This is a genomic window from Bradyrhizobium sp. MI1.4, from assembly GCF_055811315.1.
The window spans coordinates 1-19,774 of record NZ_JBVVPP010000075.1; the positions used below are offsets into that span (position 1 = coordinate 1).

Consider the following 19,774-nt stretch of genomic DNA (forward strand, 5'->3'; position numbering starts at 1 on the left):
AGGCCGGATACATTGATGCAAGACCGCATCTGCCAGGTTGACGAAACCTCTTGCAACGCGCGGCCGGACCATACATTGGGTCAATCGCGTCGGTTTAGTCCTCCCGCGATGACTTCCGTTAGCCCCGATGAGCAGACATCTTCGGCGTCCATCGCAGGGTCCAAACGGGCCACAAGGGGCTGTAGTCCACTCGGGTGCGCGGATCCGGCAATCTCCGGTCATCAGTATGCAGCGTGATGATATCGAGCAGCCTATGTCGGAGATTTAGTTCGCACTCAGCGACGAGTGCGCGATGTTCCGTGGCTAACTGACGACTTTGAGCGATGGTTTCGTTGGCTCGCTCGAGCAGGCGACGTGTCTCGGCGCCGAATTCTTCGGCCATTCTGCGCTCCTAACATACAAGGCGGGAGCGCGGAATTCTCTCAGCCACCGACGCCTACAGTCAGACCCTCGGCCGGCGATGCGTATCAACGTGCGGCGCCGCCTATCGTTGCTGGGGGTTCCCTGGGGCTCGTCCACTCCCCCCCAAGGAGGAGTGAAGGCGCGGTAAGCCAGCCCTTGGAGAGGTTTTAGGAGGAAGCCCACCATCCGTCGGGGAATGGCTCCAGCAAGGTCCAATCGACTTGGTTGTCGTTGTCAGGGGGGCTGATAGCTCCTGCATTCCCGCTTGGTGGCGCGTGGCGACGGAGGCGAACAGACAAAGCGCCCCGTTCACGACGCCGAACGCGGCGCGACGGAGGATGTGTCAAGCGTAATGGAGGCACACCGCGGGCGCTCCGCTCTGCGTCTTCGACTAGACCTCGAAGAAATTCCAACTCTGAGAGCTGAGAAGCGAGTTCGCTAAGTCGTTCGTAAAGGATTGCGCGAGAGCCTCGCATAAATGTCCTCCCCGCCACAAAAAATCACTATTCAGGACAGCATCAGAGCAAATGAGAAGACTAAATCAGCGACCGCGCTCGGCTTCATTAAAGCATGTGAATCCCGTCTGCGAACCCGAGTAGTTCCGGAAATTCAGAACCCCACTGTCTCCACTCAGGTAGGGGCTGCCGTCTGCTCAAAATGAATTTCTTGACTGCTTGAATCGTGCGAGCAAGCTGTCGCCGCCGCGCGACCTACGCGGCGGGGTGACTAGCACAACGAAGAGCAGGTTCAGCAGCAGCCAGAGCCGACCGCGATGAAAATGTACTTCATAACTCCTCAGAGGTACCCTCGGCGCGCCTGCGCCCGACTCGCGGTCGCATCCGACGTGAGGGATGTCGACTGGAGTAGCCTACGGCAGGTCGCCGATGGGCCGAGACCCGCCATCAGCTCTTGGCAATCAATAGCGTTCAACGCGGATCTCTCCTGATACCTTCTAGCTCACCCCACGGACGTCCCTCGCCATTGCACGATGAGTTCACCGCTACGCTAATGACGGGCGTAATGTGCTTAATCAATCCAAGCTCGCGAAGAACTTTGGACCAAAAGTAATCGAGTACTGTCCAGAATACGGGCTGTTGGACGTACACCGTGCCGCGAAAGACAACGAACGAGCGATCTGTACCTGCAGCAAGATGCCGAATGAGATCCCGGTTCGAGCCATCGGGAATAAGTGTCGCGATCTGCAGATGGCACGAGGCTCTGCTCGCCCGGATAATCGGCGTGTAATTCACGACCTCGTCGGTCACGACGACGTTGAAGTGGTTGCGTTCAAAGAATTTGATAAGGTCGTCCTTTAAATAGTTTTGAGTTTCGGGCTGGCTTGCGATCTTCCATCCAATCGTCAACAAAAGCACGGCAGCAATAGACCACCTAAATGCGCTGGAATAGTTCACGCCGCACCCCAAAAACACTGAAGCCGACTATCAGGCCGAGTATGATTGTGTTGCCGACCGTGTCTCCCCACGGTCCATGGACGGCGGCGTAATGCCATTGGCTCAAACCCATCAAACTTATCCGCGTGACGTTCACAGCTATTACTGAAACGCAGGCCAAAAGGCACCACGACACGTCGTAAACGGATTTCTTGGAGCCCGCTAATTGGCTCAGGGTAACCCAACACAGTACTGCAAGAGACACGTTCGCAAGCGAAGAACAAGCTGGCCAGATTACAAGAACTCCGGATCCGTCAGCAAATTCCACAATGTCTCCGGTCCGATGCGTCCCCAGTATCCAACCAACGAGTGACGCGTCGATCTGCAATATTAGGTTTGCAAAAAACTGAAATAGCAATCGGCTCCAAAGCATGGGCACGGTGGTAGCCAGTAATATGAAAGCGCCCCGTCGAGATGAGGCGACATCGGCGGAGATAATGATGTAGAGACTAAGAGCGGTTATTGCGAGCCAGCTTAGGGCTCCGATCGGAAGAATGACCAGAAAGAGAAAACCTGCCCCCAGGGCCAGCTCTGACGGACGCACTCCAAACGTTCGGTCTCGAAGAACAAGAGATACCCCGGCGGCACACGAGATCCACACAATTATGCTAATCCCGAAGGTATTGAAAAGCGCCTCCGCCCATCCAAGCCGGTTAACTGATTGGATGATGCGTGATGCGAGGCCACTTACACAACCGAGAGCGAATAGTCCCGCAAAGAATTCTCCACGTGACAATTGCCTCGATATTCGCAATGTACCACGTGCAATCCACTCGTTTGAATATGCGACCACAAGCCAGCGCCTCGCCTTGTTTTCAGCCGCCGAGTATATGCCAAACCACCATCGAGTCTTGCTTGAGAACCAAAATCCCTTGAACTCTGGCGTAGATGAAAGCGGACACAACGATTTCGTCCGGCTAGTATCAGCGGAGATTGCGATCAACTAACTGCAACGCCTCGCGTGCGCGGCGTACTCATTACAACAGGCTAGCAATCGCTCTCTTCGGGATTGGCGTGCAGCCCGTTGCGACCGCTTGAACTACCCACCGAAACATCAGGTAAGACAGGCTGCCCCGGGAAGGCGAGCTACCAATGTCAGCCAACTTTACGACGGCGTTTAACCAACCAGTAGACACCGTAGCCAATGGCAAGAATCGGAAGGCCGGCGCCAGCAATCGGACCGGGGGCTCCTCTCACTTGGCCGGGCGCGTTTTCGCAATTTCCATTGCCGTTGCAGGCTAGGGCGGGCGGCGCAGAAATTATTAGAGTGAAGGCCAGAGCTAATGCAGACAAAACTCCCGAGGCGATCTTCATCGTTCTGCTCCACATTTTTAAAGGGGCCAGATCTTGTTTCGCGGATTTATTGAGCTTTAATTTGCGTTTAATGATAGTTAATGCCTACCAGAACGTCAATAGCTGGAAAAACCCCCGAGTGGCAGTCATGCTGACCTTTAAGCGGCTCCTGCAGGATATCGCCTTTAACAAGATGTCGATTGGAATCGCGCATGCGCATCGTTTCCCCCTGCTGAATGAGAAGCATGCGCTCCGCGAACTGCTCGTCTATCTCGACGTCGATTGCGTTTTCGACGTGGGCGCAAACGAGGGGCAATATGCCGAGTTGCTGAGATCTATCGGTTACGACGGCCAGATTGTTTCGTTTGAACCTGTCCCGCGACTCGCAAAGGCGCTGCGCGCAAAAGCTGTCTACGACGCGAGTTGGTATGTTGAGAGCGTTGCATTGGATTCAACGCGACGGCATGTCGAATTTAATGTGGCATCGTCCCATTCACTATCGTCTCTGCATACGCCGCTGTCGGGTGGCGTGTTTGAGCGGGATATAGCCGCGTCAGAAAGAATCGGCATCGACACAGCCACGCTCGATGATTACTTTCGCAAATATCAGAAAACGCTTGGGTTCAAGCGTGCCTTCCTGAAAATGGATACTCAAGGGCATGACCTCTCCGTTGCCGCGGGAGCCGGCGAGATGCTCTCAGAATTCTATGGCCTCCAATCCGAAGTGGCAATCGCTCCGTTGTACCAAGACCAGCCGAGCCTGAGAGAAGCCGTAACATTTTACGAAGAACGAGGCTTTGCCATAAATGCAGTCCTTCCCACGCACTACGCCTTTCCCACGCTGATCGAGGTCGATTTCCTATTCATAAACAGGCGTCGCATCCACACTGGCCCAACAACGAGCTATCGACGGCAGCGCCGTAAATCCGCTGAGGTATGGCCAGGCGCGAACGAAAGCTAACAAGGTGGTATAGAAGCCCAGTCGTTTTGGCGGTGTTCAGCGGTGGTCCTTCCGCACGATAGATCTAAGCCATTCAACTGCAGGCCGCACCAGCTGCCATTCTCGCCACCCAAGAACCTTCTTGCAGGCGAGAAACCACCAACGACGCGATCTTTGAACGCTCGGATCAATACTCAGGGCAAGTTTAGACAGGCGTGCTGAGCTCTCCATCGCGCCTTCATTGAAGGCAGCGCTTGCGCAGCCGATCGCTTCAAGTGCCAACATGTGGTTCATCCGGATACGAAGATCAGCAGCGTTGGTGAACCTCGCGGCGCTACTATCCAGGAAATGTTCTATCGCTGCCTTGCGTTGGAGCAGGTCTTGCTCCCGCGAAGGCTCACTTGACATATTGGCCGAGTGCGCTCGATACACGGCTTGGTCAGCGGCAATGACCCCGACATCGCCGTGTGCGGCCAGCCGTAACCACATTTCCATATCAGAGGCGTAGGGTAAATCAGCCAAATACCCGCCGCGTTTCTGCAGGCATGTGCGAACCACGACGGTTGGTGACAGCACAATGTTTTTCGCGCCGCTAAGTGCAATGAAATCAAGTCCGGACAAAACACGGGTTCTCGATCCCACGCCTGTTCGACGCCGCGAACGCTCCCCGCGTTGATCAAGAACAACCGCGCCGCCGAAGGTGAAAGCGACGGACGGATGATCGTCCATCAGCTCGACTGATCTCGAAAGGGCACCGGGCAACAGGTAATCGTCCGCAGACAGCAGAAGCATGTAGTCGGCTCTCGCCCAGGCGATGCCTTCATTGGCGGTAGCAATCAGCCCTTGATTCGAGGTGTGCCGGCAATAACTGACGCGGGGATCGGAGCAGACTAACCCTTCCGCAACTTCCGCTGTATTGTCCGGCGACGCATCATCGATAATAAGCACGCGCAGTTCGGGGCCGGATTGCGTCAAAACGCTCTCGACGCACTCTCGCAGGAAGCGCCCATACCGGAAGCAGGGAACGACCACGTCTACCGAACTCATTTCGCAAACAGACCGTCACAAAGAGGGCTGAGCCCGCCTGTCTGAGAAAATCAAATCCAATTAAAAGGTTCCTGGCCGGCTGCTGCAACAGGCAGCCGGTCAACTCCCTTCAAGGCAGCTGCTACAGCAACCCTTTCCATTCTCCTGAACTGGCGGACACGGAACGGTACCAAAGGAACAGAACGCGCAGCGGTTGCCGAGGAGCGGCTTAACGCGCTGGCCAGCCCCAAGATTCCCGCGGAAGGCGCCTTACGCGACTACATCGCAAGCTGGTTAGTTGATGAACCGGTGTATTTGCTCCACGCGCAACGAACAAAAGCCGGCGCACGTCAGCCCAGAGGACTTGGCCACTTGCCTTCTAGGTCAGCAAGAGGCCATGCGGCGCGAATATGAAATCCTGAGGCCTGAGTGCTTCCTCGCTGTGTACGAGCACGTCGTTGCCTGCGCTGAACGTGATCGTGCTTTCGTGTGCTGTCGGGTCAAATGCCGAGATCGTAAGTTCGCTGAGGTCCTCAATACCAAGCGCAGCGACATCGATGTAGTCGGTTCCTAAATTCGAAAGACCCTGGCCAAGATCCGCGACTTTGTCGTGGCCGTTATTGACGTTGAACACGAAGGTGTCGTTGCCTCCTTTCGCGAGCCCAAGCATCACCTGAGCGTCGCCCCACATGTCATCTTTTCCGGTGCCGCTGATCAACTGGTCGTTCCCTCCACGCGCGTTGTCAGACATGGTCTGCGCATCCCCGACAAGCATGGTATCGTATGTTCCGGCAGGAACCGGGCTTGGAACATTGCCTCCGGTCAGACTGTCGTCGCCGCCCTGAACGTCGCCGGACATGGTCAGCGCATCGCCGTAAGCTCTGCTCAAGCCGGATGCGATGCCGCCGCGTTGCAATGCGCTGCCGCCGATCTAGGAATTCTCGGCAGGCCGTTACTGCCGTTAGCCTACAGGTTCAGTGCGTGGTGGGGAAACGAGAGTTCGCGCAAAGCTGGGCACACGCAAGCCATGGCGTGGCTGCAGTCAGGCTTCGCGGCTAGGGTTTCCCTGAAACAGCGAGCAGTGGAATTTTATCGAAGTTGAAGGCTTTCACGGCCACCCACCTTATGAGCAGCACCTTTAGGCCCTGGGTCTCTCCCACACGCTGCAAGTGCGAACGCGGCGCTCATTGCGGCTACTTGCCAACCTCCAACGATCAAGATGATTAAACTTCTCGGCTGACAGCCGCGCAAGAGGCGTTAGAGGTCCTTGCCGATCGCATCTTGGAGCAATGCCCCTCCACCGTGATTGCCGCTCCATGAGGTGGCTCATTGGCATCCTGGCGGCGTTCCTGATCTGCCTCTTCATCTACGCCGGGTCAGCCTTCGTTTCGGTCTTGGGCGTGGTTTCGGCCGTGCGAAGCGCAGACGCCGCTCAGGTGATCGTCCGGACGAATCTGCCGCGGGTCCGCCATTCAATCGTCGATCAGATTGTGTCAGCCTACCTTGATCGAATTGGGCAAAGGCGGCCGGTGCGCCCGTTCGAACGGATGCCAATCAAGGCATTCGGTGCGACATGCCGACGATCTCGCGGTCAAGCTCATGACACCAGAAAACTTGTCCGTCCTGTTAAGCAGTGGCAACATCCGGAACGCAGCAGAAAACATCGCGTTTGGGACGATGTCGTCGTTGGCCGAGCTCGGCGTTTCGAACATCTTTGTTCTCGCCGGACGGATAACACTGGTGAAGCCGGTCGAGTTTGCGGTGAGGCTCGGAGAAAGTCAGGACACCGGAGCGTTAGCATGCATTATGAAACGACGACCTGGAAGCTGTCCGGCATCACGTTGCCGCCAAAGGTCTTGTCCAGCATGGCGGACCGGCTACCGACGCGCTGAGCCCACCACGTTCAGAAGAAGCGAGGTTCGCGCTCTACTTTGCGCCACGTCCGACAACCAGCCATTGCTGGTGTGCGGGGGAGGCCTTGATGCCGGAGACGAGTTCGTCTCCTGGCAGATGAAACGCTCGCCTCGGACTTTCGAGCTCAAGCCAAGTAGTCCTCCGGCGGCGCCTTCCTTCAGCCCAGAATGATAGTTTCAACTCTCAGGCAGGCATGCACCTGTAGCGTAGGCGGCGGGCAGGTTTGCAATTGCCGGCAGGGACGCGAGAAACTCCATTGGACGCTGACATCTGTTGCACATGAGGGTTGGTGCCTTGTCCGTGCCACCGCCCTTGCGCCATGGCTGGTCCGCCAAAAAGTAAGAACGGTGATTCCAATGGCCGGCGTTTACACCTCCGGACGACTACCGGGCGGCTGTATCGAAAATAGGCCCCACCAGCGTGAGCCGCTATTGCTCCTGAACCGAGACTCAGTTCTGATTTCGATCATTGCGGCCAAATTGCTCGCGGAGGGCCGCCGGCGGGCCAGACGTCCTCTACCCTTCCTTGCAACGACAGTTTTTTATTAGCTCCGCCATTCTTCTATTCCGAAAGCTGATTACAATGGGCTGGTGACGGTCGCTTCGTTGACCTCGATGCTGCGAACGTAGCCGGTAAAATCTCCGTCACGAAAATGAAGTCGCGACAGTCGGGCCCGTCGGCCCACTGCGCGCGGTCGTAGTTTCCGCAAGTTGGCGAACGCGCGCGGCCGGGGCGATTGCGGTCCATGCATCCCGATATGTCAGACCAGGCCGGCCGGATCGGGCAATCAATGCGTGCTGAGGGTCGGCAACATCAAAATTGAAATCGCCACACAGCAGGCTCGACGCAGCGACGGCCTGACTTCCATACGGCTCATCGTGCCGGAAGCCGGCCTGCCTCGGACTCATTGACGCGTCCTCCTGCAAATCCAGCAGGCGAGCGATCTGCGCCTCGCGCTGGCCGGCCGAATGGAACTCGAGATGCGTGTTGACGACGCGGACCGCGCCAAACGAGGCCTGAACCGTCACCTCCAGGGCGTGACGGCGCATGCTGCGCACCGTGCCTACACTCGGCCATGGCAGCAGGTGATTGGCAATCTGCAGCACGGGCACCGGGACAGCGTCATATTGCCGAAGTGATGGAGGTTGCCATCACGGTCGACAGTTTCGATAGCAGGTCGGAATATTACGGAGTAGCCGGGCAACAGGGCTGCCAGCTGTGCGCTCTGATCCGCTCCATCACCAAATCTCGAGAAATTCGCGCTCACCTCCTGGAAGCAGAACACGTCGGCATCGAGCGTCTGTCGGGCGACGGCAACGATCCTCGCCAGATCGGTCACGCCGTCGCGGCCTTTTCCGGCAATGTTCCAGGTGAGAAGTCTCGAAATACTGTAGTGTCTTCAAAGGCCGTTCTGACATTTTCGGCGTTTTTGGCCATTGAGATCACTACGGAATTTCCCTTTGCCAGAATGGCGGTTGCCCCCCGGGCTGCGGTCAAAACCGGTTTGCGCCTCTATAGAAATCCGTAGAAGCAATGGTGGTAGCGCCTGTATCAGCAACACGGTGCTTCCGCCCAACACGCTGGCACCCACGACGAGCAGGGAGAGGACCCGCTCCCGGGAAGGCTTGTTGCGCGCCCGCCACACGCGGGGCCAGTCGCTAGGATGGTGGGCGCACCAGGGCTCGAACCTGGGACCCGCTGATTAAGAGTTTAGCCACGAGTTAAGAACGTTCAATGATTAGGCGGTCGCCGCCTGAGCATATTCGGCCAAAAATTGGCATCCGTCGCACAGGCATAGAGCGTCCGCTCCGATGACACTCTTTCCGGACGAGCGATAGGCTTGGCCGACATCAACTGCAATGCCCGCGAGCCTGCCGGTCTCCAGTTGGAGCCAATCGCAGGATCTAGCGGGATCGTGCGTGGCGGTGCCCTCGCACACGCACGACTCCACAAAGGGAACCATATCTCCGGTGACCGGTTGGACCCCTGTTGAGTTGTGCGGCCAGTTGGGCACCAGCGGCCTCGTCCCAGCACCGGCCATCCGTCGGGGACGAATCCCGTGATGGATCACGCGACCAGAGTTGAGAATCGATTGTTAGCAGCATTGCCGCCGGCGGATTTTGCCTTGCTTGCACCTCATCTGCGGAAAGTCGTGCTCGAGCGCGACGCAGTGCTGGTCCGATCGGGCGACCGGATCAATCACCTTCTCTTCCCCTGCAGTGGCGCGATTGCGTTTATTGTGGACTTGCCGAACGGGCAGACCGTCGCCGCGGGGCTGGTCGGCCGTGAGGGTGCCATCGGTCTGACGTCGGCGCTTGGCGCATCCCGCTCCCCCCTGACGGCGGTGGTCCGCGTCCCAGGGGCCGTGCTGCAAATCCCGGCGGCGCAATTTCTGCCGGCGCTGGGTCGGAGCCCCGCGATCGCATCCATGGTGCAGATCTTCACGAGATCGCTGCTGACGCAATTTCAGCACGTCGCGGCCTGCAATGCACTGCACTCCGTCGAAGCTCGGATGGCCTGCTGGCTGCTTCAAATTCACGACCGGGCGAATGGCAGCAATCTCCTCCCTTTGACCCAGGAGACTATGTCGGAGCTACTGGGCGTCCGACGCACCACGGTCACGCATGTTGTGAGGGCGTTGCGCGTGTCAAGAGCGTTGAAATCCAACCGCCGCGGTCAGCTCGAGATTGACCGGCCGCGGCTCGAAGCCGTGGCATGCGAGTGCTACAAGGTGATGAGCCGCAGGATCGATCGGATAATCTCGCGTGGCGGAGTAGGACTTATTCAAGCGGCGCCTACACGAGACGCCTACCAGCCGCCCGGCAACCGACTATCCAGGGCAGGCTCGTAGACCCAGGCCTCTCGCGCGAACCACTCGTGTGTATCCGCGCAGACCCGACAATAGGTGCGCGAGAAGAATACCGCGCTGCAGCGAAACCTTTCGCGATCAGTCTCGATACCCGTCGAAATAGCGTCGCCCGTTTCCGGGCACTTGATCATTACCACACCCATCTTGATTTCCTGCAATCTGTTGCGGACCCTGAGCACGTTGGCCCGCCATCGACTGGACCGAGCGTCCCCCCGTTGCGGAGACGCCTGTCCAGTCGATCCGCGCGGCCGGTAGCCTCGGTTCAGACCGTCTTGTGCAGCACTCTGTTGAAGCTGGTCTTGATGGGCTCGGTCGTCTCGATCGCAACTTTCTGCGCGAGCTCCCAAAGCTCCCGATTCTGTGCGGAGATGACTTCGAAAGCCTCGCGGCTTCGGGCGGTCGAAAGATGCACGATATCCAGCAGCGACCTGGTCTCAGCGAGGCGGGATAAAAACTCCAGGGTGGCGCTGGTATTGTCTTTGGAAATCTCGATGACCTTGGCGCCGTAATCGACGGCCCCTCTGGCGTTCATAGAGCAGGCTTCACGGAGAATGTCGCTGATCTCCTCGGAAGTCGCTTTCATGCTCGCGATATTGTTCTTGGTCTGTGCGGCGCCCTGCTCGGCGAAGCCACGGAGGAGTTCCTGGAAATTCAAAAGCGGCAAATCGAATCTTGGTTTTGCACCATTCGTGTTCTCATTCACCGGATCGGCCTGCGTTTCGACTTTCACATTGGCATCATTCACGAGCTTTCATCCTTTCAAGCGAAACTAGTTAATGGATTGAAGACTCCCCGCTCCCGGCACGTACCGCGCCAGAAAACCAGCGCCCCTGTTCTCGGCGTGACCGGAGGCTGCTGCGGATGAACCGCTCGCCCCCTGCCGAAGCCAAATATGATCGATTAAATTCGAAACATCCGTTCGCTTTCGGACTCTCGCTGAAATAATTTGATGGGTTGCGACCAGGCGGAGCTTTAGATCTGCGACGTTGCAGCGACCGCTCGGTTGCACTCTGAGCTTGCTCGTCGTCTGAAATAGCCGGACTGGCGCAGCTCGCGCTGATGGTTCTCTTCTCGATCCACCCGGTCCCTGAGACTCTCAAGTTCTGCGAGTTGAGAGGCAAGCGCTTCGAGACGCTGGCGAAGAACAGCGGCAGGGTTGTCCACTCGAGCGCAGATTTTCATGTGAGGTCTCCTAGCAATATGTCCGCGAGAATTCCGCCAGCTTTGACGTGGGCAAAAAAATATGAAATCAAAGGAAAACGCGACTAATTCGGCATGCTGCGTTGCCGATGACGATGCGGCGGCGCGTTAAAAAAGTACTCATGTGCCCCGGCGCGCGGCACGCTCCATTGGGTCTGGCTGCTTGCAACAACAGCGGATCGAACCGTTGTTAAGGCTCGGAGCGGGTTGCGCTCGAAAGTCGAGAGGCGGCTCGCTCGCACTCGGGCTTGTGCCTCCGCTCGTCGTCTTCTTCATCTGCACAATCGACCCCTCCATATGCGGCCGGATTTCCGGAGTTCCCTCCCGTCGCGAAAGGTCCTTTGCCACCGGTCGCTCCGCCCGATCTGCCGCCCCCGCCGGATGGCTTTCCAGCAGCAGATGAGCCACCACGGCGCCCCCCAGGTCCGCCACTACCTCCAGGTGACCCGCCGCCAGAGGACCCCGAGGCCGCAGAGGACGGACGATCGTTGTCGAAGAATGACTGGTCCCTGTCATCGCCATGCGTTGCTCCGTTCTGTCCGCCTGAACGTGCGATGGCTGTCGAGGTCAGCGAGGTCGACAGCAGCAGCGTCATGACGGGGGGTGTCACGGCCGCGAATCTTCCGCAGGTTTTCAGGAACGCCCGCCGGTCGTCATCTTCATTGCCACCTTGGGTCACGATGCGCTCCCCTTGATTAATTTGCTTTATTGGTATTGTATATTAAATAGAGTTTCAACTAAACTTTGTTTGAAAAATGGAGATTCCGAGGCGTGCGCCGCCGGCAGATTGCCAGCATGGCCTAGGGCTTGCTCGCCCCGGCGCCGGGACCCCAATGTGGAGTGTCAAACTAATATTTAATTGCATATATCTGATTAGCTTGATTAAGGGCAGCGCACGACGGATGATTGCCATGCCACTGCAATTTCACGGGCCCATCGAAAACATGGAGATCTGGAGCGCGAGCGGCGATGGCTTCTCGTTTGTGATAAGCCTGGAGAGCCCTACCGGTCCGGGCTTTCACGGACGCTCCGGGTACCTGGCGAGTTGGCGACCACTCTACGAGAACAATGGCGCGATCAAGATCAGCGGGTCGCCCTTCCGAACATTGGCTGAGGCCGAAGGAGCCTGCCGCAACATGGCCGAGCATCTGCGCGCCGCAACCGATGCTCGCGGCCCAGCATGATGCGATGTCCCGCTAACGCGTGCGTTCCGGAAGGACATTGCTGCGCTTGACGTCCTCGTCGTTTCGAACCGCCGAATCCTGCTGTAGTAGGCCGGAAGAGGCGAGTTCACGTGCGGCCGCATGTTTCCCGTTTTGCGAAATTGCAAATGCCGCGAGAACTGTTCGATTGCTGATATCGAGCTTCTGGAAGATGTGGTGAAGGTGGACTTTGATCGTACCATCGGTAATGCTCAGGAAACGCCCAATCTCCTTGTTCGACAGCCCCTCCGATACAAGTCTCATGATCTGCCGCTCCCGGTCGGTCAGCTGCGTCGGAGCCTTTTCCTCACCGGTGTGAGACTCCCCACGGCCCTCGCCACCTGTGCACGGCGACCGCGATGCCGGTCCCTGGCGTTCCGCAACCTTCCTCAGGGTCGCGACCAGCACCTCCGGCTCAGCATCCCTCGTGAGGACGAGGCAGGCGCGGCCCGCGGCCAGCGTCTGCAACCTTTGATCGCCGGCCTTTTCAGCGAAGAAAATGACCCGGGTACCTTGGCCAGCGGTGTGTGCGATAGCCAGAATGTCCGGTCGACTGATACTGGGCATTGCAATATCGACCAGTGCAATGTCGGGCACCAGAAGTCGGATGGCCCCAATGCAGCTTGCAGTATCGCCGCAGGCGGCCACGATCGCAAAATCGCGCTGCGCCGCAAGGACGCTGCTGATCCCCTGCAAGACGATCGGGTGCCGATCCGCGATGACGACTCTGATGCGGCGCATGCTTCCCCTGTCTATTCCTGATACCCGCGCGGCAGTTTTTATTCCTGCATTGACCTTAAGACGCGCGGGAAGCACAACCAGTCCGTTCTGCCAAAACGCCGGACTGTCAATTCGTCACGGCGCGCATCGGCAACGCATGATGGCCACACCACTGTAACTCGCTTTGAGAATGCGTGCAGCACCGTAGGATTGCGGTCCTCCATGGAAAATCCGAAGCAGCTGATTCATCTACAAACAGCGCCTTCTCAGCTGGCTGTGATCTGCAAAACTCTCCCGCAGATCTGGCGCTCCAGTATGTGGCTGCCTTGTCAGGATTGGTTAACCGCCATCAGCTCATCACCGACCCACTTATTACGAACGATATATAGTCACATTCACGATTCAAATCTAACATTCGACAAACTTGACCGGAGCGAGGCAGTTAAAAGCCTCGACCCATCACACGAAAAGGAGGCGAAAAAAGTAATACTATTCATCCAACATCAATATGAGAGTGGAAATTTTCCAACCATTACAGACGTCTCGAACGATAATGGCTCTGCTTCGGCAGTAGCACCGATGAAAACTTGGTCAGCAAAGTTCGGGCGACATTTTCGCTAACCCGGCAAACTTCAATCTGCGGTCACGGGTCATCGCTGGTAATGAGTAGGTGGTCATATGTATTCTTCGGCTGTTTTGCGGCAAATGCATGAGTCTCTGATCGTTCAATTCACCGAATTGCAGAATTTACGTAGTCGCGTGTCGATGGCCGAGCAGCGCTTGCTCGGCCCGGTGCGAAGGGTCCGCCGGCGGAGACCGGCTGGGAGGCGACCGGCCGGTCGAAGGCACAGGCCCGGCTGGTAGCGTCAAGAAGTACCGCACTGCACACTAGAGTTCTGTGCGCGGGCCGATCAGGCTTGCCCGACGGGGCTTCGACTGATAAGCCCCCCTCCTATTTCAAATCGGAAGTAGTGGGGACGGCTTCCATGGGGAACGACGAGTGGGCATCCGCGACCACGGCTGAGCTGTGGCGGCTTTACGATGAAGTGACGACTGTTCTTAGTCGGAGAATGATCGCGGAAAAAGCCAAGCTCGAAGAGCGGCTTCGCAGGATCGAGGGAACTTCCGGGGCCCCCAACGGGGAACGTGCGCGCCGCCCCTACCCGCCAGTGCTGCCGAAGTATCAAAATCCGAAAAACCCGTCCGAAACCTGGTCCGGTCGTGGCAAGCAACCCCGCTGGCTGAAGGCGCAGCTCCGAGCCGGCAAGAAGCTGAACGATTTGTTGATTAACCGCTCATCCAGCCAAAAGCGCCGCCGCACCGGTTGAGCACGGCGTGGCCCCGACACACCGCAACGGCGCGGCCGTCCATGGACCGCAAAATCTAGCGATCGCGGTCCTCTTTATTGCTAGGACTGCCGTCACCGTCGCCGTTGCCGTAGCCATTATTGCCATGCACAATACGGCCGCCTGAACTTGGCGGTTGAAGTCAGAGAGGTGGACAGCAACAGCGTCATGGCAGAAGGGGTGACAGCGGCAAATTTTCCGCAGCTCTTCAAGAACTCACGACGATCTTCGCCGTTGGTATCCTGGTGGGTCATCAGTGTCCTCCAATCGTCGTTGAGATAAAAATAGGCCAGAATGGACATGCGGCAAGTTAAATTTGTTAATTCAACGATTTAAAATGACGACCGCCGTCACAGCATAGCCCTCAAACGGCGACCCGGTCGCACAGTCCATTACGAGCATTGAGGTTGCACTACCGCGCCGTCTCAGCCAGAGCGCGGTCACGGCCCGTCATTGACATTAAATTCGCAATATTATAAACATAAATGCATCAATTAACTCGTAAACAACTTTCGCTATAAAACCTTTTCGGCGCACAACGAGCTCACGGCAGCTCGACCACATAGGCGGCGCACAAAGCATCGCTCTTGCCAAGTGGTAAAAACGAAAGTCAATTCATGACCGGAACCGAGACCGGAGCAACATTCAGGCAATTGCGGCCTGGCTTCGACACGGCCTTGCGACCAGGATTCTCACTCCCGCGTCTAGGAGCCTTGATGAGCCGAGCGCTAACAGCAACGCTCTTAGACCTGTCGGAACTAACGGTCCTCACCGAGGCTGCGACCGGCGCGTATGCCGTGACGGCCGTCCTCGCAGCGATGGCCGGAGCCAGGCACGTCTATGCCTTCACGAAACCTACGCGGCACGGAACACCAGCTGACGCAAGGCAACAGACTCTGGAGCTTGCAGATTCGGTCGGTGTGGCCGATCGCATCGACGTCCTGGAGCAGATCACCCCGGATATCCTCCATCAAACGGATATTGTAACTAACAGCGGCCATCTTCGGCCTCTTACCGCGGCGCTCATTGATGAGTTACCAAGGGAGGCCGTCATCGCCCTGATGTTTGAGGCTTGGGAATTTCGCCCCAAGGACCTCGACATGGAAGCATGCTTACGGCGCGGAATTCCGATTGTCGGCGTGAACGAACGCCACCCGTCAGTCGATGTCTTCTCGTTTCTCGGTCCACTGTGCGTGAAGCAACTCCACGATTGCGGTTTACCCGTGTACAGGAATCGCATTGGTGTGCTGTGTGACAATGACTTTGTTGGCTCGCTCCGCGCCGGTCTCACGAGCTCTGGAGCGAGCGTGGACACCTTTGACAACGTCCAAGCTGTGTATCGCGACGAGTGGGACGCAATCATCGTCGCGCTGCGACCGGCGGCTCAGCCTCGTATCGGTTCGCCGGAAGCAACGCACCTCGCTGCTTGCGCGCCCGCCGGTGGCGTTATCGTGCAGTTCTGGGGCGATATGGATCGAACTGTATTGTCAGCAAATGGATTGGCCGTTTGGCCAACAGCGCCTCCGGCATTGGGGCACATGGGCATTCTCCTGTCGGAGATTGGCCCTGAACCGATCGTGAGACTGCAGGCAGGCGGCCTCCGCGCTGCTGAGTGGGTTCGGCGCAGTAGAACCGTTTCGTCTGACGGATTCGCGCAACTCGTTACTCGGCCCCTCGTCGAGCTTTCGCCAATTCACACTAGGTCCTAGCCTCGATGAGCTCGATGAGTGTGCGCGTCGCGGAGGCGAGAAACACTATGCGACGCATGTCGAACGCGACCGCGGGCGCAGGCGACGATACGGGAAGATACTGCCGCTCCCTGAAGCAAGCGATCGCGTCGTCGAGCCGCCCCACTTCGTAAGCAAGATGGTAGAATTTCCCGCCGCGCTTAAGGATACCCTCCACCGGCGATTGTGCGCCGGCCGGCTCAATGAGTTCCAAGCGCGGACCGCCGCCTGACACGAACTGGATCCGAACTTGCTGGATCGGGTCCTCGAATATCGGTCCTTCAGGCCTGTAGCCAGCTATCGCGAGTTCCGGCAACTCCGCCGCGATCTTTCGGCACGCCATTCCCAAATGATGAAAATGCAAGTCCATCTGCTATTCCTTCTTCTCTTGCTAGCGCAAGGAGACGGGTGCGTCCGGAAGCGCGATGCGCTGCTTCCGTTGCTCTGGCCAGTTGCTGGGGGCAGTTAACCTTCCCGCGCATCAAGGAGCAGCGCCGACCAGGCCTGCTTCAACCGCGGATAATCTTCGCGCGACATCCGAAACGTAATCACGTCGTCGCCGTTCCACCAAGCCTTCGGCGAAATCTTTTCGATTTGGAAGCCAAGGCGAATATGGAAGTTCTTCGCAGGCCCGTTCTTGCTTTGCACGTTGGCTACGACGACCGAAAGCCCTAGCTGCGCGAACGCGAAGTCTAAAAGCAGATCGAATATCTCGGCCAGAAAGAGGCGCGCACCCGGATCGACGATCAACCGCGCCACCTCGCCGCGTTTCGCCGCGAAATCCAGGTTCGCAAGGGCGATGCTGGCAGCCGGTTTTCTCGAGCGCTTGAACTCCGCAATGAAATAGTAGTCGTGCGCCCTCGCCTGGTAACTTCGGAAAAACTCTTCCTGCTGGGTCAAGGTCAGCTTTTCGCGGGTCATGAACTTGCCGAGAACGGGATCGTTCCGCCAAGCGATGATTTGCGCGGAGTCCTCCAGCCGGACCTCTCGAAGGACCAGGTTGTTTCCCTCAGGAAGCCGTTTGAGATTCTCAGTCTTGGCGGCAAGCGTGCCCGAGCTCGGCGGCTCTGATCCCATATGCGCCGTCATCTATTTATTTCACCTTAATTTAATGCCCCTAAATATATTTAATTTGACCTGAACATTATCATTATTTAATGTGACTGACAATCAAACGATGCTTCTTTTCTGGGTGGAGGCTCGCTATTCTCGCCGCTGTCCCCGTTTTGCCGGTCCGGCATGTAAATGATGCCGAACTCAAGTCCTTAGCGCTGTCCGGCGACGCCGCGTTCTGGGGGCGTCTCGCCGCCCGCTCGCGGGAGGCCGCGAGTTTTTCCGAACTGTTCTTTCTGTCGACGCTTCGAAAAAAGGCGAAGCTACATGCGACCGAAAGTGGTCAGCCAAGACTCCGACTCGCCTTGATCGGCGGCTACAACCTGTATCCGTTGCACGAACTGGTTGAACACCTCCTGGCCATTCGTGGAATCGAGTGCGAACGCTTCCTCGGCGAGTACGATAATTTCGTCTCGGAAATCCTCGACGGCTCGAGTCCGCTGTACGCCTTCAAGCCGGATCTCGCCTTCATTCTGCCGAACGCGAGCCATTGCCGGTTTTCGGGCTCGCTCCTCGATGCCGTGACACATCAGCGCGAAGTTGCAGTAGGCGCCGCGGAGCAGCTCCTCAACCTCGCGCGGACTTTCATCGAACGCTCAGGTGCGGCGGTGATTCTCGCCAATCTTGCGCTGCCCGCCGACCTCGATCTCGGCTCGTTTCGTTCGCGCACGCTTGGGGCCGATTGGAGTTTCCGCAAGGCGGTGAACCTTGAGCTCGGGCTCCGGGCCCCGGCTGAGGTGCAAATCTGCGACGTCGAGTTCCTCTCGGCACGCCGAGGGATCACGGCTGCGGAGGATGCGCGAGCATGGTACGAATCGAAGCAGCTCGGCTCACCTGATTTTCTGGTGGACGTCGCGCAAGAGCTAAGCCATCTGATCGCCTGCCGTAAGCAAGGCCCGAAGAAGGTGCTGGCGCTCGATCTCGATCAGACGCTATGGGGCGGCGTGATCGCGGAGGACGGTATCGAGGGAATCGAACTTGGGGACTCGTCTCCCCGCGGCGAAGCTTTCAAGGCTTTCCAGAAGTACCTCCTTGCGCTTTCCGAACGCGGCGTCCTGCTTGCGGTGTGCAGCAAGAACGACCATGCGCGCGCGATCGAGGTATTCGAGAAGCATCCCGAGATGGTTCTCCGGCTGGAGCACTTCGCGGCCTTCAAAGCCAATTGGGACCCGAAGTCCGACAACCTGCAGCGGATCGCGGATGAACTCCGCGTTGGCCTGGACAGCTTCGTCTTTGCCGACGACAACCCGGCGGAGATCGAGATCGTGCGCCAGTTTCAGCCCCAGGTCGAAGGCGTGCTCCTAGGGCCGGATCCCGCCGAGTTCATCGGCCGCCTCCAGGCCGGGCGCCATTTCGAGCCACGGAACGTCACCGAGGAGGATCTCGAGCGGACGGCGCAATACGGGCAGGAACGGCGACGTACGGAGCTCGCGGCGAGCGTAACCGACATGCCAGCCTACCTCGCCTCGCTCGAGATGCGAGGCATGATCAAGGAGTTCGACCCGCTCGACCTACCCCGCATTGCCCAGCTGATCGCGCGCAGCAACCAGTTCAACCTGACGACGGTCCGTCGATCCGAAACCGAGATCCAGGGGCTCCTGAAAAGGCCGGACTACCGGTGCTTCACGATGCGGCTCGAGGATCGGTTCGGCGATTCCGGGCTCATCTCTGTGGTCATTGCAAAGATCGAGGGCGGCGTCTTCGTTCTCGATACCTGGCTCATGAGCTGCCGCGTGCTTAAGCGCCAGGTCGAGGACGAGATCATGAACGAGATTTTTCGGCTTGCAGAGGTCGCCGGCTGCGCGAAAGTGCGCGGCATTTATCTTCCGACGGCCAAGAACGGGATCGTCGCCGGGATCTACGAGGAGTTTGGCTTCGTGCGTACGGAAGACTCCGCCGCCCGAAAAGAGTTCGAGCTTGCGGCGGAGAAGTATCAGACGCGTTCGACAAAGATCCGCGTAACCCGGAGGGCTTATGAAGCAGGCTGAGGTACTGGCGAAGTTGCAGGAGGTATTCGACGGTATCTTCCTTGAGAAGATCGTGGCCAAGCCCGAGCTGTCGGCAGCCGACGTCGAGGAGTGGGACTCGCTCATGCAGATCTCGCTCGTCATCGCCGTCGAGCAGAAGTTTCGCGTGCGATTCCGCGTTGGCGAAGTCGAGACGGCCCGGAACCTGGGTGAGCTCGCCGATCTGATCGCGAAACGGATAGAGCCATAGGAGTTCGACATCGCGAGGACGATCGCGCGAGTACGCGGCCCGCTAACCGTTTTTGGTGTCTCTCGCCCAGCTTATGGGCGTGACGCGGCACGCACTGCAAAACCGCCGCCGGCGATTGTTCGTCTGGAAGCGCGGAACCCCTGCGCCGAGATCTTCGCCTCCACTGAAGCGAGCGCGCCTGGGGCGGGCTGCATCAACGGGAGCAGCCGACAGCAGCTGTTCATGATCCGGAGGCTGACTGGGACCACACCTTCTCAAGAGAAATTGACATCCGTGCAAACGCCGCTTGCTTCACAAGGGTATTAAAATATGTCACTAATAAATATAAATTCTTTTTAATTCATTTAACTTGGC

General features: G+C 57.9%; 19 protein-coding genes and 2 pseudogenes. 9 read left to right on the top strand and 12 right to left on the bottom strand.

Features of this window, described 5'->3' with window-relative positions; genetic code table 11:
- Window positions 1-118: 118 nt before the first annotated feature.
- Together AC0L23_RS37520 and AC0L23_RS37525 are read right to left on the bottom strand one after the other, a co-directional pair.
- Complete coding sequence (locus AC0L23_RS37520; RefSeq protein WP_473299079.1) at window positions 119-382, bottom strand: hypothetical protein; 264 nt, start codon at window positions 380-382, stop codon at window positions 119-121.
- Between the two features lie 946 nt (window positions 383-1,328).
- Window positions 1,329-1,814, bottom strand: coding sequence for a hypothetical protein (locus AC0L23_RS37525; RefSeq protein WP_473358218.1), 486 nt, complete (start codon window positions 1,812-1,814; stop codon window positions 1,329-1,331).
- A gap of 1,306 nt (window positions 1,815-3,120) precedes the next feature.
- On the opposite strand from AC0L23_RS37525, the gene AC0L23_RS37530 reads away from it, so the two are divergent.
- Window positions 3,121-4,107 carry an FkbM family methyltransferase gene (locus tag AC0L23_RS37530; RefSeq protein ID WP_473358219.1) on the top strand — a complete coding sequence of 329 codons (987 nt, stop codon included), beginning with the start codon at window positions 3,121-3,123 and terminating at the stop codon, window positions 4,105-4,107.
- A 36-nt stretch (window positions 4,108-4,143) separates the two neighbouring features.
- Here AC0L23_RS37530 and AC0L23_RS37535 read toward each other — a convergent pair whose 3' ends face one another.
- Window positions 4,144-5,133, bottom strand: a complete 990-nt coding sequence (locus AC0L23_RS37535; RefSeq protein WP_473299073.1) for a glycosyltransferase family 2 protein — start codon at window positions 5,131-5,133, stop codon at window positions 4,144-4,146.
- Between the two features lie 358 nt (window positions 5,134-5,491).
- Window positions 5,492-6,028, bottom strand: coding sequence for a hypothetical protein (locus AC0L23_RS37540; RefSeq protein ID WP_473299071.1), 537 nt, complete (start codon window positions 6,026-6,028; stop codon window positions 5,492-5,494).
- A 400-nt stretch (window positions 6,029-6,428) separates the two neighbouring features.
- Between AC0L23_RS37540 and AC0L23_RS37545 the strand changes: the two are divergent.
- Window positions 6,429-6,641: pseudogene (locus AC0L23_RS37545) on the top strand (DUF2939 domain-containing protein); the annotation flags it as partial.
- 1,029 nt (window positions 6,642-7,670) lie between these two features.
- On the opposite strand, the gene AC0L23_RS37550 reads toward AC0L23_RS37545, so the two are convergent.
- Complete coding sequence (locus AC0L23_RS37550) at window positions 7,671-8,075, bottom strand: endonuclease/exonuclease/phosphatase family protein (RefSeq protein ID WP_473299069.1); 405 nt, start codon at window positions 8,073-8,075, stop codon at window positions 7,671-7,673.
- 14 nt (window positions 8,076-8,089) lie between these two features.
- A complete protein-coding gene (locus AC0L23_RS37555; protein WP_473299066.1) occupies window positions 8,090-8,365 on the bottom strand; it encodes a hypothetical protein in 276 nt (91 codons plus the stop codon).
- A 723-nt stretch (window positions 8,366-9,088) separates the two neighbouring features.
- On the opposite strand from AC0L23_RS37555, the gene AC0L23_RS37560 reads away from it, so the two are divergent.
- A complete protein-coding gene (locus AC0L23_RS37560; RefSeq protein WP_473299064.1) occupies window positions 9,089-9,877 on the top strand; it encodes a Crp/Fnr family transcriptional regulator in 789 nt (262 codons plus the stop codon).
- 280 nt (window positions 9,878-10,157) lie between these two features.
- Here AC0L23_RS37560 and AC0L23_RS37565 read toward each other — a convergent pair whose 3' ends face one another.
- Window positions 10,158-10,640 carry a phasin family protein gene (locus AC0L23_RS37565; protein WP_473299062.1) on the bottom strand — a complete coding sequence of 161 codons (483 nt, stop codon included), beginning with the start codon at window positions 10,638-10,640 and terminating at the stop codon, window positions 10,158-10,160.
- 798 nt (window positions 10,641-11,438) lie between these two features.
- Window positions 11,439-11,777: pseudogene (locus tag AC0L23_RS37570) on the bottom strand (hypothetical protein); the annotation flags it as partial.
- A 229-nt stretch (window positions 11,778-12,006) separates the two neighbouring features.
- Between AC0L23_RS37570 and AC0L23_RS37575 the strand changes: the two are divergent.
- A complete protein-coding gene (locus tag AC0L23_RS37575) occupies window positions 12,007-12,279 on the top strand; it encodes a hypothetical protein (RefSeq protein ID WP_473299060.1) in 273 nt (90 codons plus the stop codon).
- A 12-nt stretch (window positions 12,280-12,291) separates the two neighbouring features.
- Here AC0L23_RS37575 and AC0L23_RS37580 read toward each other — a convergent pair whose 3' ends face one another.
- Window positions 12,292-13,038, bottom strand: coding sequence for a LuxR C-terminal-related transcriptional regulator (locus AC0L23_RS37580; RefSeq protein ID WP_473299058.1), 747 nt, complete (start codon window positions 13,036-13,038; stop codon window positions 12,292-12,294).
- A 201-nt stretch (window positions 13,039-13,239) separates the two neighbouring features.
- Here AC0L23_RS37580 and AC0L23_RS37585 point away from each other — a divergent pair, with 201 nt between their 5' ends.
- Together AC0L23_RS37585 and AC0L23_RS37590 are read left to right on the top strand one after the other, a co-directional pair.
- Window positions 13,240-13,638 carry a hypothetical protein gene (locus AC0L23_RS37585; protein WP_473358220.1) on the top strand — a complete coding sequence of 133 codons (399 nt, stop codon included), beginning with the start codon at window positions 13,240-13,242 and terminating at the stop codon, window positions 13,636-13,638.
- Between the two features lie 365 nt (window positions 13,639-14,003).
- Window positions 14,004-14,345 carry an H-NS histone family protein gene (locus tag AC0L23_RS37590; protein ID WP_247548133.1) on the top strand — a complete coding sequence of 114 codons (342 nt, stop codon included), beginning with the start codon at window positions 14,004-14,006 and terminating at the stop codon, window positions 14,343-14,345.
- A 116-nt stretch (window positions 14,346-14,461) separates the two neighbouring features.
- Here the strand turns inward: AC0L23_RS37590 and AC0L23_RS37595 are convergent, their stop codons facing one another.
- Window positions 14,462-14,617 (bottom strand): hypothetical protein, encoded by a 156-nt coding sequence (locus AC0L23_RS37595; protein WP_473299055.1) that lies wholly within the window; start codon window positions 14,615-14,617, stop codon window positions 14,462-14,464.
- A gap of 462 nt (window positions 14,618-15,079) precedes the next feature.
- Here AC0L23_RS37595 and AC0L23_RS37600 point away from each other — a divergent pair, with 462 nt between their 5' ends.
- Entirely contained in the window at window positions 15,080-16,072 is a 993-nt protein-coding gene (locus AC0L23_RS37600) for a hypothetical protein (RefSeq protein ID WP_473299053.1), read from the top strand.
- Here AC0L23_RS37600 and AC0L23_RS37605 read toward each other — a convergent pair.
- Window positions 16,062-16,460 carry a VOC family protein gene (locus AC0L23_RS37605; protein ID WP_039800752.1) on the bottom strand — a complete coding sequence of 133 codons (399 nt, stop codon included), beginning with the start codon at window positions 16,458-16,460 and terminating at the stop codon, window positions 16,062-16,064. The two genes, AC0L23_RS37600 and AC0L23_RS37605, sit on opposite strands and share 11 nt — an antisense overlap.
- 95 nt (window positions 16,461-16,555) lie before the next feature.
- Window positions 16,556-17,179 (bottom strand): GNAT family N-acetyltransferase, encoded by a 624-nt coding sequence (locus AC0L23_RS37610; protein ID WP_473299050.1) that lies wholly within the window; start codon window positions 17,177-17,179, stop codon window positions 16,556-16,558.
- Window positions 17,180-17,316: 137 nt separating this feature from the next.
- Between AC0L23_RS37610 and AC0L23_RS37615 the strand changes: the two genes are divergently transcribed.
- Together AC0L23_RS37615 and AC0L23_RS37620 are read left to right on the top strand one after the other, a co-directional pair.
- Complete coding sequence (locus tag AC0L23_RS37615; RefSeq protein WP_473358221.1) at window positions 17,317-19,191, top strand: HAD-IIIC family phosphatase; 1,875 nt, start codon at window positions 17,317-17,319, stop codon at window positions 19,189-19,191.
- Window positions 19,178-19,420 (top strand): acyl carrier protein, encoded by a 243-nt coding sequence (locus tag AC0L23_RS37620; RefSeq protein WP_473299046.1) that lies wholly within the window; start codon window positions 19,178-19,180, stop codon window positions 19,418-19,420. The genes AC0L23_RS37615 and AC0L23_RS37620 overlap by 14 nt, the downstream gene beginning before the upstream one ends.
- Window positions 19,421-19,774: the final 354 nt, after the last annotated feature.

Coding starts and splice junctions, on each gene's coding strand:
- AC0L23_RS37560 (WP_473299064.1), top strand. CDS start 9,089: ATGGATCACGCGACCAGAGTTGAGAATCGATTGTTAGCAGCATTGCCG.
- AC0L23_RS37610 (WP_473299050.1), bottom strand. CDS start 17,179: ATGACGGCGCATATGGGATCAGAGCCGCCGAGCTCGGGCACGCTTGCC.
- AC0L23_RS37550 (WP_473299069.1), bottom strand. CDS start 8,075: ATGCGCCGTCACGCCCTGGAGGTGACGGTTCAGGCCTCGTTTGGCGCG.
- AC0L23_RS37605 (WP_039800752.1), bottom strand. CDS start 16,460: ATGGACTTGCATTTTCATCATTTGGGAATGGCGTGCCGAAAGATCGCG.
- AC0L23_RS37520 (WP_473299079.1), bottom strand. CDS start 382: ATGGCCGAAGAATTCGGCGCCGAGACACGTCGCCTGCTCGAGCGAGCC.
- AC0L23_RS37535 (WP_473299073.1), bottom strand. CDS start 5,133: ATGAGTTCGGTAGACGTGGTCGTTCCCTGCTTCCGGTATGGGCGCTTC.
- AC0L23_RS37580 (WP_473299058.1), bottom strand. CDS start 13,038: ATGCGCCGCATCAGAGTCGTCATCGCGGATCGGCACCCGATCGTCTTG.
- AC0L23_RS37575 (WP_473299060.1), top strand. CDS start 12,007: ATGCCACTGCAATTTCACGGGCCCATCGAAAACATGGAGATCTGGAGC.
- AC0L23_RS37595 (WP_473299055.1), bottom strand. CDS start 14,617: ATGACCCACCAGGATACCAACGGCGAAGATCGTCGTGAGTTCTTGAAG.
- AC0L23_RS37590 (WP_247548133.1), top strand. CDS start 14,004: ATGGGGAACGACGAGTGGGCATCCGCGACCACGGCTGAGCTGTGGCGG.
- AC0L23_RS37620 (WP_473299046.1), top strand. CDS start 19,178: ATGAAGCAGGCTGAGGTACTGGCGAAGTTGCAGGAGGTATTCGACGGT.
- AC0L23_RS37600 (WP_473299053.1), top strand. CDS start 15,080: ATGAGCCGAGCGCTAACAGCAACGCTCTTAGACCTGTCGGAACTAACG.
- AC0L23_RS37585 (WP_473358220.1), top strand. CDS start 13,240: ATGGAAAATCCGAAGCAGCTGATTCATCTACAAACAGCGCCTTCTCAG.